Origin of the sequence: Virgibacillus siamensis (assembly GCF_900162695.1) — a bacterium.
Lineage (GTDB): Bacteria > Bacillota > Bacilli > Bacillales > Amphibacillaceae > Lentibacillus > Lentibacillus siamensis_A.
In genome coordinates, this window is record NZ_FUIH01000007.1 from 994471 (window position 1) to 1006843 (window position 12373).

Annotated in this window: 14 protein-coding genes and 1 other annotated feature; all 14 genes read left to right on the forward strand. The window is 40.8% G+C overall.

The window, feature by feature from the left end; all coding sequences use genetic code 11:
• Positions 1-165: 165 nt before the first annotated feature.
• The 14 genes from spoIIGA to pyrR all read left to right on the forward strand — a co-directional run bounded on the left by spoIIGA (position 166) and on the right by pyrR (position 12290).
• A complete protein-coding gene (gene spoIIGA, locus B1K71_RS08710; RefSeq protein ID WP_077326021.1) occupies positions 166-1086 on the forward strand; it encodes a sigma-E processing peptidase SpoIIGA in 921 nt (306 codons plus the stop codon).
• A gap of 29 nt (positions 1087-1115) precedes the next feature.
• On the forward strand, positions 1116-1835 hold the full coding sequence (gene sigE / locus B1K71_RS08715) for an RNA polymerase sporulation sigma factor SigE (protein WP_077330141.1): 720 nt from the start codon (positions 1116-1118) through the stop codon (positions 1833-1835).
• A 122-nt stretch (positions 1836-1957) separates the two neighbouring features.
• Complete coding sequence (gene sigG / locus B1K71_RS08720; protein ID WP_077326023.1) at positions 1958-2737, forward strand: RNA polymerase sporulation sigma factor SigG; 780 nt, start codon at positions 1958-1960, stop codon at positions 2735-2737.
• 327 nt (positions 2738-3064) lie between these two features.
• Positions 3065-3340 carry a YlmC/YmxH family sporulation protein gene (locus tag B1K71_RS08725; protein ID WP_077330143.1) on the forward strand — a complete coding sequence of 92 codons (276 nt, stop codon included), beginning with the start codon at positions 3065-3067 and terminating at the stop codon, positions 3338-3340.
• 51 nt (positions 3341-3391) lie between these two features.
• The gene (pgeF, locus tag B1K71_RS08730; protein ID WP_077326025.1) at positions 3392-4204 is read left to right on the forward strand and encodes a peptidoglycan editing factor PgeF; all 813 of its coding nucleotides are present in this window, start codon (positions 3392-3394) and stop codon (positions 4202-4204) included.
• Between the two features lie 23 nt (positions 4205-4227).
• On the forward strand, positions 4228-4899 hold the full coding sequence (locus B1K71_RS08735; protein WP_077326027.1) for a YggS family pyridoxal phosphate-dependent enzyme: 672 nt from the start codon (positions 4228-4230) through the stop codon (positions 4897-4899).
• 18 nt (positions 4900-4917) lie between these two features.
• Complete coding sequence (locus B1K71_RS08740) at positions 4918-5346, forward strand: cell division protein SepF (protein WP_077326029.1); 429 nt, start codon at positions 4918-4920, stop codon at positions 5344-5346.
• A gap of 6 nt (positions 5347-5352) precedes the next feature.
• Positions 5353-5628: a YggT family protein gene (locus tag B1K71_RS08745; RefSeq protein WP_077326031.1), complete on the forward strand. Its 276-nt coding sequence runs from the start codon at positions 5353-5355 to the stop codon at positions 5626-5628.
• Positions 5628-6404 (forward strand): YlmH family RNA-binding protein, encoded by a 777-nt coding sequence (locus tag B1K71_RS08750; protein ID WP_077326033.1) that lies wholly within the window; start codon positions 5628-5630, stop codon positions 6402-6404. Before B1K71_RS08745 ends, B1K71_RS08750 begins: the two co-directional genes overlap by 1 nt.
• Before the next feature lie 93 nt (positions 6405-6497).
• Positions 6498-7004 (forward strand): DivIVA domain-containing protein, encoded by a 507-nt coding sequence (locus tag B1K71_RS08755; protein WP_077326035.1) that lies wholly within the window; start codon positions 6498-6500, stop codon positions 7002-7004.
• A 48-nt stretch (positions 7005-7052) separates the two neighbouring features.
• Positions 7053-7276 (forward strand) — a binding site (T-box leader).
• 55 nt (positions 7277-7331) lie between these two features.
• Positions 7332-10088, forward strand: coding sequence for an isoleucine--tRNA ligase (ileS, locus tag B1K71_RS08760; protein ID WP_077326037.1), 2757 nt, complete (start codon positions 7332-7334; stop codon positions 10086-10088).
• Between the two features lie 105 nt (positions 10089-10193).
• Positions 10194-10664: a signal peptidase II gene (lspA, locus tag B1K71_RS08765; protein WP_077330145.1), complete on the forward strand. Its 471-nt coding sequence runs from the start codon at positions 10194-10196 to the stop codon at positions 10662-10664.
• Positions 10661-11572, forward strand: coding sequence for an RluA family pseudouridine synthase (locus B1K71_RS08770; protein WP_077326038.1), 912 nt, complete (start codon positions 10661-10663; stop codon positions 11570-11572). The genes lspA and B1K71_RS08770 overlap by 4 nt, the downstream gene beginning before the upstream one ends.
• Positions 11573-11738: 166 nt before the next feature.
• Positions 11739-12290, forward strand: coding sequence for a bifunctional pyr operon transcriptional regulator/uracil phosphoribosyltransferase PyrR (gene pyrR / locus B1K71_RS08775; protein WP_077326040.1), 552 nt, complete (start codon positions 11739-11741; stop codon positions 12288-12290).
• Positions 12291-12373 lie beyond the last annotated feature (83 nt).

Consider the following 12373-nt stretch of genomic DNA (forward strand, 5'->3'; position numbering starts at 1 on the left):
TTAGCAGATGGGAAAGGATGGAATCTTTCTTTCTGCACTTTGCAACGAAGACTTTCATCCGAAGCATAGGGCTTTCAAAAACTTGGAAAGCTCAAAAATCCGGAAGCGCTATCATAAGAGGCGTTCCAGTGATAAACCAAGTTTTCTAAAGGAAGGAAGTGTGAGGTGACCATTTATTTGGATGCCGTCTGGCTGTTGAATTTTTGCCTGGACATGATGCTTCTTATGCTCACACTGGCCCTTGCAAAAGACGGCACACGTAAAATCCGAATCGTCCTTGGTGCTTTTATCGCTTCATTGTTGGTTCCACTATCAATCTACTATCCGGATACGTTTATTAACACGGTTGCAGGAAAGCTGTTGTACTCCATTTTGATTATTTTATGTACGTTTAAAATCCGTTCGGTGTACCGATTGTTGAAATTGCTTCTCCTGTTTTACTTCACTACTTTTGCTATAGGGGGTGGATTGCTGGCAGTACATTTTTTACTTCAAAATCCGATTGGCGTGTCGCCAAATGGTATACTCACGTTCAACAGCGGGTATGGGGATCCGGTCAGCTGGTTATTTATTGTCATTGGATTTCCGCTTGTGTGGATCTTCACGAAAGCGAGGATGGACAGGCATGGTGAAGAAAAGATCCGTTATGATCAGCTTTGTCCGGTACGTGTTCAAATTGGCAGCAAATGTTTTTCAACAACCGGCTATATCGATAGCGGAAACCAATTGATGGATCCGGTGAGTAAAAAGCCGGTTATTATTTGTGATCAGTATTTTTTGAAACAATGGTTTACAGAAGGCGAATGGGAATCAATTTATGAAGCACATTCTGAACTTAATTTTGAAAAACTTCCGGCAAGTTGGGAAAGTCGAATTAATATCATTCCATACCAGGGAGTTGAAGGTAATCGAACATTCATGATGGGATTAAAGCCTGATAATCTGACGTTTTATTATGAAAATCAAAAAATCACAACCCAAAAAGTATTAATTGGAATTCAATTTTCGGAACTGACCAAGGATCAATCCTATCATTGTCTGCTGCATCCAAAGATTGTCAAATCAGAAATTGTAGAAACAGCTTAAATTTAAAAGGGGGCGGGTTAGATTTGAAATTGAGATTATGGAAACTTCGAATTCGACTATGGTGGTATAAATTACTTTTCAAACTTGGATTTAAATCGGATGAAATTTATTATATTGGTGGCAGTGAAGCTTTGCCGCCGCCTTTGTCAAAGGAAGAGGAAAGAGAACTTTTGGAGTTGCTTCCGAAAGGTGATAAATCCGCCAGGGCTATGCTAATCGAACGAAATTTGCGCCTTGTTGTATATATTGCGCGTAAATTTGAAAACACCGGAATTAATATTGAAGACTTGATCAGCATAGGAACAATTGGTCTAATCAAAGCGGTGAATACATTCAATCCCGAGAAAAAGATTAAACTGGCAACTTATGCGTCAAGGTGCATTGAAAATGAAATTCTGATGTACTTACGGCGTAACAACAAATTGAAATCGGAAATATCATTTGATGAACCTCTGAATATTGACTGGGATGGGAACGAACTGCTGTTATCAGATGTGCTTGGAACGGATGAAGATATTATTACGAGAGATATTGAATCCAACGTAGATAAATCACTGTTGAAAAGTGCACTGTCACAGTTAAATCCACGGGAAAAACAGATCATGGAACTCCGTTTTGGATTAGTTGGTCAAGAGGAGAAAACACAGAAAGATGTAGCGGATATGCTCGGAATTTCACAGTCATATATTTCCCGTCTGGAGAAAAAAATTATCCGTCGACTGCAAAAAGAATTTAATAAAATGGTATGACTTGCTGCAGTAAGATTTGATGAATTTTTGACGGTTTTTGTACCTCACATAACTGCATAAAAAACCTCCTATGGGGAGATACTGTCCATGAACAGCATCTCCAACCGGGAGGGTAGAACATAATGACCAGACATAAAGTAGAAATTTGCGGTGTAGACACATCAAAATTACCAGTACTTAAAAATGATGAAATGCGTACGTTGTTCAAAAAAATGCAAGAGGGTGATATTTCAGCTAGAGAAGAATTGGTTAACGGAAATTTGCGGTTGGTCTTGAGTGTAATTCAGCGATTTAATAACCGTGGTGAATATGTTGACGATTTATTCCAAGTAGGATGTATCGGATTAATGAAATCAATCGATAATTTTGATTTGGGGCATAATGTTCGTTTTTCCACTTATGCTGTTCCGATGATCATTGGCGAAATCAGGCGGTATTTGCGTGACAATAACCCGATTCGTGTGTCCAGATCATTACGGGATATAGCTTATAAAGCATTGCAAGTGAGGGAAAAATTAATAAATAAAACATCAAAAGAACCAACACCTCTTGAAATAGCGGAGGAGATGGGTGTACCACATTCTGATATCGTGTTTGCAATGGATGCTATCCAGGATCCAGTATCATTGTTTGAACCAATTTATAATGATGGCGGCGATCCGATTTATGTGATGGACCAGCTTAGTGATGATACAGACGATGATGCAATGTGGGTTGACAAATTATCACTGAAGGAGGGGATGGTTAAACTGAATGACCGGGAAAATATGATCCTGAGTAAACGTTTTTTTCAAGGTAAAACACAAATGGAAGTTGCTGATGAAATTGGTATTTCCCAGGCACAGGTTTCCCGCCTGGAAAAAGCAGCCATCCAGCAAATGAACAAGCAAATGTTCGAGTAATATGAAAAGCGGAAGTGCCCGTTTAGCGACGTATAAACTGGACTGAACCGCAGGAGATAAAGAAAACACGGTGAGCGATAGCGAGCCGATGTTGCCTTATCGTACGGAGGTGAAGGAAGTTTACTAGTCGCTGGGCACTGGAGCTAGATCACATAAAAGCGGAAGTGCCCGTTTAGCGACGTATAAACTGGACTGAACCGCAGGAGATAAAATGCAAAAGCGCCACCAATCCTTATCGGATATTGGTGGCGTTTTTGTGTGATAAAATTTTTCAGTTTTGTTTGTCATATTTTTGCATATATATTAGTACAAAGGCAGGTGAATCATATGATAAAATTATCTGAACTGCAAATTAAGGAAGTAATCGTAATCAGCGACGGGAGCAGACTGGGGCATATTTCCGATTTGGAAATAGACGCCAATACAGGGAGGGTCACCGCGTTGATTATTTATATGAAAGAAAAGAAGTCAGGTGGTTTATTCGGTAAACCTGAAGAAATGGAGATTCCATGGAATAAAATTGAGACAATCGGTTCTGACGTTATTCTTATTCGTAATCCTGGTATAACTGCTCTAATTGAGGAACAGCAATTTTTCGAATAGCACATTAAATATGGTAATATAGAACAAGTATACCATCAGGGGGAAACCAATATGAATGAACCATTCCGTGAAACTAGTGAGTTAACGCTGACCCTTCAAAAATGGCAGCAGATTAATCCAGATTTAAAAGTCGGATTTACGACAAGAAATGGCGGATGCAGTAAGACCCCTTTTCATTCCTTAAATTTAGGATTGCATGTGCCGGATAAATATGAAGATGTGATAGAGAATCGAACAAAGCTTGCAGATGTGTTGGAAATGCCTTTGGAACGATGGGTTTCCGGTGAACAGACACATGAGACGAGGGTACATGTGGTTGAAAATATCGATACTGGTAAAGGGTCAATTTCCTACGATGCTTCTTTAAAAGGGATTGATGGTTTAATTACAAAAGAGCCTGGGGTTCTTTGTACTGCATTTTACGCGGATTGCGTTCCATTGTTTTTCTTTGATCCTGTCACAGGATATATCGGAATTGCCCATGCCGGATGGAAAGGGACAGTCAATCGTATTGGCAAAGAAATGATTCGGAAGTTTACATCAGCAGGTGCAAATCCTAAGGACATTCAGGCTGTTATCGGCCCGTGCATATCCAAACATCATTATGAGGTTGACGAAAAAGTGATCCGGCATATTCCTTTAGACCAGCAGAAAAATACGGTTGAAGAAAGGGAAAATAATCGATTTTTACTTGATTTAAAGCAATTAAATGTTGAAATCCTTTTACAACAGGGGATTTTACGGCATAATATAGATGTAACAAATTATTGCACATTTACCGATGAAAACTTATTTTTTTCGCATCGGCGTGATCAGGGAAAAACCGGTCGAATGTTGGGGTACATAGGCTATAAACACAATTAAGCGGGGAAGGAGCACTGTAACCAATGGATGTAGCAGCAAATTTGGAACAAATACGCAATACTATCAGACAAGCATGTCAAAAAAGTGGTCGTAATCCCGACGAAATAACCATAATAGGTGTCACGAAATATGTTACAATAGAACGAACAAGAGAAACGATCGACGCAGGTATTAAAAATCTTGGCGAAAATCGGCTGGAGGGATTTCTGGAAAAGTATAATACTATTTCTGATGAAGCATCGTGGCACTTTATTGGAACACTGCAGTCCAGAAAAGTAAAGGAAGTTATTGATAAAGTGGATGCTGTTCATTCATTGGACCGTCATTCACTCGCTAAAGAAATTAATAAACGTGCAGTACAGCCTGTCGATTGTTTTGTGCAGGTTAATGTTAGCGGTGAAGAGACAAAACACGGCATAAAGCCTGATGATGTCCTGGAGTTTATACAAAATCTTGAACGATTTGAAAAGGTGCGTATAATTGGTTTGATGACAATGGCACCACATTTGGATGATGAAGATCGTTTGCGCACCATTTTCAGAAGTCTTGCATCATTGCGGGACAATGTTAACCATGAAAATCTTCCACACGCCCCTTGTAAATACTTGTCCATGGGAATGAGCAATGACTATCAGATTGCTGTCGAGGAAGGGGCAACACATATCCGGATAGGTTCGGAGTTGGTCGGACCTTAAAATAAGCGGGGTGAAAAAATGAGTATTAAAAATAAGATAAAAACATTTTTCACGATGGATGACGAATATGAATATGTAGAAGAACAGGATGAATACCCGGTTCAGGACCAGAATCAAAATCAATCAAGACAAAATGTAGTGAATCTGACCAGCATGCAGCATCCAACATCAAAGGTGGTGCTGTGTGAACCAAGAAACTATGATGAAGCACAGGAAATTGCTGATAATGTTGTTAACAGACGGGCGGTTGTTCTCAATCTGCAGCGTGTTGATCATTATCAGGCAAAACGTATTGTGGACTTTTTAAGCGGTACGGTATACGCGGTAAATGGCGATATTCAAAAACTTGGTGCACAAACGTTTTTATGTTCACCAGATAATGTTGATGTATCCGGAACCATTACGGATATGTATGATGAGGACGATGAATTTGAAAAAGGATGGTAGGATTTAATGAATCAACTCTATATGATTTTATATTTTGCACTGGAAATATACAGCTATGCCATAATAATCTACATTTTAATGTCCTGGTTCCCCGGTGCACGCGAATCGTCATTCGGCGAGTTTTTTGCTAAGATTTGTGAACCATATCTGGAACCGTTTCGCAGGATCATTCCGCCAATCGGGATGATTGACATTTCGCCAATTGTTGCGATTCTTGTCTTGTATTTCGCTCGTGCCTTCGGATTACCGGTACTATTTAACATGCTGAGCAGCTGGTTCTAGTGGATATTTATCAGCATTTCCGTGAAGAAGAACAACCCTTTATTGATAACGTACTTTCCTGGATTGAACAGGCTGAGCGAACATATCAAGTGAAACTGACGGATTTTCTGGATCCAAGGGAACAGCAAATTGTGGACATGCTGATTGGCACTGGCGGCAGGGATATTAATGTTTACATGAATGGCGGGAATGAATTAACCGAGCGGAAGCGGGTCATTCTTGCCCCTTTGTACGATACAATTGATAATGAAGATTTTCAGCTTACATTATTACAGGGGTCCTATCATGAAAAATTTGTAACCATGACACACCGGGATGTTATGGGGGCGTTTTTATCACAGGGAATAAAACGTCAAAAGCTTGGTGATATTATTGTCGGGAACGGGTTGATTCAGATTGTTGCAGCTGATGAAATTGCTCCCTATATCATTGCAAATCTGACATCGATTAAACAAGCAAAGATCAGATTGGAAGAAAAGCCGTTAACATCCCTGGTTGTTGAACAAAAAAACTGGAAGACTGCTGATAAAACAGTGTCATCTTTACGGCTTGATGCTGTGTTGAAGGTGATTTACAACCTTTCCAGAAAAGATGCTGCGGAAATGATTAACAAGCAGCTTGTTAAAGTCAATTTTAAAATTGTAGATGATACTAAATTTTCATTACAAGAAGGAGACCTGATTTCGTTACGTGGCAAGGGTCGGAGCAAATTGGAACAAATTAATGGCCGGACGAAAAAAGATAACTGGAACATTACAATAGGTATTTTGCAATAAATCACCTGATAAGCAGGATTTTCCTGTTATTTGTCGAATAAATTTAAGAGTAATTATGCAGTGATCTATTATTTTCATAAGGAGGTGGCCGGAGTGCCATTAACACCACTTGATATCCATAATAAAGAATTTACTAGAGGCTTTCGGGGTTATGATGAAGATGAGGTCAATGAATTTCTTGATCAGGTTATAAAAGATTATGAGATGACGATTCGGGAGAAAAAAGATTTGCAGAACAAAGTGGAACAGCTTAATGAAAAACTGGGACACTTTACAAACATTGAAACAACATTGAACAATTCCATTCTGATTGCCCAGGAAACTGCTGAGGAACTGAAGGGAAATGCAACCAAAGAGTCCAAACTCATTATAAAGGAAGCAGAGAAAAATGCGGATCGGATTATTAACGAGGCGTTGAACAAATCCCGTCGTATTTCAATGGATGTTGAAGAACTCAAGAAACAGGCAAAAGTTTTCCGTACCCGGTTGAAAATGCTTGTAGAAGCTCAACTTGAATTGGTCGGGACAGATGACTGGGATGAACTGTTTGAAGAAGATTTTGACCAAGAGCTGGAGGTAGCAGCGGAAAAAGAATCATAAGGCTTGACGATATACGAATTTTTACATATAATTCATTACAATAATATTAAAAATATGATGATCGGGGCAGTAGGAATTTATGTTGCTGTTTAAGCGAGTCGGGAAATGGTGGAAGCCTGATACAGAAATTTATTCCGAAGATCACCCGGGAGTAATCCATTCTGAATAAAGTAGGAACGGACGTATTGTTCACGTTACGGACATCGAGTGAATTTAAAATGGAACTGTTTTAAATTTATAAGGGTGGTACCGCGAGTCTTCTCGTCCCTTTCTGGGATGATGAAGGCTTTTTTTAATTGTTAAGATTATACAAGGAGGAAATGCACCATGGAATATAAAGATACATTATTGATGCCTAAAACCGAATTTCCGATGCGTGGCAATTTACCGAACAAAGAACCAAAGCGACAGGAAAAATGGGAAGCGGAACATATTTATGAAAAAGGGCAGGAGCGGACAGAAGGGCGTCCATTGTTTGTTCTGCATGACGGACCGCCGTATGCAAATGGGGATTTGCACATCGGTCACGCCATGAATAAAATTTTAAAAGATTTCATCACGCGTTATAAGTCGATGTCGGGCTATCATGCTCCGTATGTCCCCGGTTGGGATACGCATGGGCTTCCAATTGAAACAGCCCTGACAAAAAAGAAAAAAATTAAACGCAAGGAAATGAGCATCGCTGATTTCCGCCAGAAATGTGCAGAGTATGCAATGGGACAAATTGACAATCAGCGTACACAGTTTAAAAAATTAGGAGTTCGCGGTGATTGGGATGATCCATATATTACGTTGACGAAAGATTATGAAGCTGCACAAATTAAAGTGTTTGGGGAGATGGCCAAAAGAGGTTATATTTACAAAGGTTTGAAGCCGGTATATTGGTCCCCTTCTTCTGAATCAGCTTTGGCTGAAGCCGAAATCGAGTATCACGATAAACGTTCGCCGTCCATTTATGTCGCTTTTGAAGTAACGGATGGCAAAGGTGTTCTGGATGAAGGTGACAAACTTATAATCTGGACGACAACCCCTTGGACAATTCCTGCAAACCTTGGGATCAGTCTGCATCCGGATTTTGACTATGTGGTCGTTGCAGTTAACGGTGATAAGTATGTGCTTGCACAGGACCTTTTGGAAACAGTGGCAGAAGAACTGGACTGGGAAAACCCGGAAGTTATTAAAACATTTAAAGGGAAAGAAGCTGACCGCGTAGCAGCAAAACATCCTTTCTATGACCGGGATTCGCTTGTTATGCTTGGTGAGCACGTTACAACGGATGCAGGTACAGGTTGTGTTCATACAGCACCGGGACATGGGGAAGATGACTTTTACGTCGCAAAGTCGTATGGAATTGATGCGTTATCTCCGGTCGATGACAAAGGTGTTTTCACGAATGAAGCACCGGGATTTGAAGGATTGTTTTATGATAAGGCAAACAAGCCGATCACAGAGAAGCTGGAGGAAGTCGGGGCATTGCTGAAACTGAGTTTTATCACGCATTCCTATCCACATGACTGGCGCACGAAAAAGCCGACGATCTTCCGTGCTACGTCACAATGGTTTGCATCCATTAAGGATTTTCGTCAAACGATTTTGGATGAAATTAAACGAATTGACTGGTATCCTGCATGGGGAGAAACACGATTGTACAACATGGTCCGTGACCGTGAGGACTGGTGTATTTCCAGACAAAGGACATGGGGAGTGCCAATTCCTGTTTTCTATGGAGAAGACAATACTCCAATCATTACTGATGAGACAATCGGGCATGTTTCGAAGCTGTTTGCTGAACATGGTTCAAATATCTGGTTTGAACGGAATGCAAAAGACTTGCTCCCGGAAGGATTTACATCTGAACATAGCCCGAATGGTGAATTTACAAAAGAACAAGACATTATGGATGTTTGGTTTGATTCCGGATCCTCTCATGAAGCAGTATTGAAAGGGAGAGACGAACTGCAGCGTCCAGCAGATGTTTATCTGGAAGGCTCTGACCAATATCGCGGCTGGTTCAACTCATCATTGTCCACAGCTGTTGCTGTCACAGGAAAAGCACCTTATAATGCTGTCATCAGCCATGGTTTTACATTGGATGGTGAAGGCAGGAAAATGAGTAAATCGGTAGGGAACGTGATGGATCCCGCAAAAATCCAGAAACAACTTGGTGCCGATATTTTACGGTTGTGGGTATCATCAGTTGATTATCAGGCGGATGTCCGTATATCACAAGATATTTTGAAGCAAATTTCCGAAGCGTACCGCAAAATCAGGAACACAATCCGCTTTATGCTGGCTAACTTGTCTGATTTTGATCCAAAAACAGAGGCGGTTCCGGAGAAAAATATGGAAGAGGTCGATCGGTATATGCTTCATCGCTTGCAGAACTTGCTTGCTTCCGTTCGGAAAAGTTATGAGAACTATGAGTACTCACCAATCTACTCACAAATCCATAATTTCTGTACCGTGGATTTAAGCTCTTTTTATTTGGATTTTGCAAAAGATGTCTTATATATTGAAGCAGCAGACAATCACCGTCGCAGAAGTATCCAGACCGGCTACTATGAAATCTTAACGACGCTGGTAAAACTGCTGACACCGATCATTCCGCATACAACAGATGAAGTGTGGGAATATATTCCTGGAGTTGAAGAAGAAAGTGTGCAGCTCACAGATATTCCCGAGCCAAGGAAAATTACGAACTTTGAACACGCACAGGAAAAATGGGATTACTTCATGAAAATTCGTGATGATGTTCTTAAGGCACTTGAAGAAGCCCGAAACGATAAGGTGATCGGTAAGTCACTTGAAGCTGCTGTCACCATTGTACCAAAAGACAAAGAAACAAAAGAAGTACTGAACAGCATTCCAAACATCCATCAACTGCTCATCGTTTCCGGTGTGGAGATTGCAGATGAGGCACCTGAAGCTAAAGAATACCGTTATGTAAATGTTGAGGTTGTTAAACATTCCGGTGAAAAATGTGAACGTTGCTGGGTGGTTTCCGAAACCGTGGGAGAAGACAGTAACCATCCAGGTCTTTGCAGCCGTTGCGCTGAAATTGTCAACGAACATTACGCTGAATAAATGAACATGTATACCCCCTCCACGCTGGACATATAGCAGGAGGGGAATTTTTTGTTTTTTTATGGTAAAATGCAAAGGGAACTAAATGAAATCGGAGGATACTACATGGTTTGGTATTACATTGTTGCACTCATTATTATTGGAATAGATCAGCTTACCAAATGGATTGTCGTGAAAGAAATGGATCTTTACGAACAGATAACAATTATTGAAGACTTTTTCTATCTGACTTCTCACCGAAACAGCGGTGCGGCCTGGGGAATACTGCAAGGAAAGATGATTTTTTTCTATATTATAACGATTATTGTCATCATCGGTGTCGTGTACTATATGCAAAAGTACGCACGTGACAGTAAATTGCTCGCGCTGTCTTTGAGTTTGGTTTTGGCTGGGGCAATTGGAAACTTTATTGACCGGCTGTTCCGGAAAGAAGTTGTTGATTTTCTCGACTTTGTAATTGTTGGCTATGATTATCCAATCTTCAATGTTGCAGACTCGTCATTGGTAGTTGGTGTTATTTTACTGCTGATTGCCACGTTTATGGATGAAAAGAAGAAGGGAAACAAATCAAAATGACTGAATATCAGCATACTGTTATGGAATCAGAAAACAAAGCCAGAATTGACAAGCTGTTAAAAGAACTTATTCCGGATGTATCACGGTCGCAAGTACAGTCCTGGATTAAGGATGAACACGTCATGGTTAATGACCGGCGTATAAAAGGAAACTATAAATGCCAGACGGGTGACCAAATCCGCTGGACAGTACCAGATCCGGAACCACTGGAATTAGTACCGGAAAATATACCACTTTCAATTGTTTATGAAGACAGCCATCTTCTTGTTGTAAACAAACCAAGAGGAATGGTTGTTCATCCGGCAGCAGGTCATCAGACCGGGACGCTCGTTAATGCATTGCTCTATCATTGTGACGATTTGTCAGGCATAAACGGGGTTGAACGGCCGGGAATTGTCCATCGGATTGATAAGGATACAAGCGGGCTGCTAGTAGTAGCTAAAAACGATCTGGCTCATGCCGGATTGACTAAGCAGCTTGCCAAAAAAGACGTGGACCGTAAATATGAGGCGATTGTCCATGGTGTAATTGAACACGAAAATGGCATAATTGATGCTCCAATCGGCAGAGATCCGAATAATCGTCAGAAAATGGGGGTTGTGGAGAACGGCAAGCCTGCCGTAACGCATTTTCAAATATTGAAGCGTTTTAATACATTCACACATATTGAATGCCAGTTGGAAACAGGACGTACCCACCAAATACGTGTTCACATGAGATATATCGGTTTTCCATTGGCCGGGGACCCAAAATATGGGCCAAGAAAGACACTGGAAATGGATGGTCAGGCATTGCATGCAAAATCTTTAGGATTTACCCATCCATATACTGCGGAATGGATGCAATTTGAAGCGGAAGCACCGGAATATTTTCAGGACCTGCTGCTGAAGCTGGAAAAAATGTATTGACAGAAAGCCATCCGTTTGCCATAATAAAACAAATGAATAAATGACCTTTAAGAAATAGTCCCGTGAGGCTAAAAAGGATCGGAATAATGACCGTATGTGCTGTACGTGTATACAAATCCCTTTTTTCCTCATGGAGAAAAGGGATTTTTTATTGGAGGTGTGTTGTTTGGAAAAGAAAACGGTGGTGCTTGATGAAGCAGCGATGAACAGAGCGCTAACCAGAATCGCACATGAAATTGTTGAAAAAAACAAAGGCGGTGAAAACCTTGTGCTTGTCGGGATCAAGACACGTGGTGTTCCACTGGCTAAGCGACTTCAGGAAAAAATAAGCAGGATTGAAGGAATAACGGTCCCAATTGGTGAGCTGGACATCACGCTTTACCGGGATGATCTGGAAACGAAAAGTCATGATCCTGAATTAAAAGATACGAACATTGATGTTGCGCTTGACGGAAATAAGGTAATCCTCGTTGATGATGTACTCTATACAGGAAGAACAGTCCGTGCAGCTATGGATGCCGTGATGGATGTTGGACGGCCGGCACGAATACAACTGGGGGTTCTTATCGACAGGGGTCATCGTGAATTGCCGATACGGGCGGATTATGTAGGGAAGAACATACCGACTTCCGAGAAAGAAATTATCGTGGTGAATCTGCAAGAATCAGATAATCAGGATGAAGTAAGTATATATGATAATAAATATCCGAGCCTTTAACCAAATCCAGAGAGATTTGAAAGGCTGCCGGGAAACACGTGTGGGGAAATGGTACACGTTTATCTCTTTGCAGCCTTTTGCAA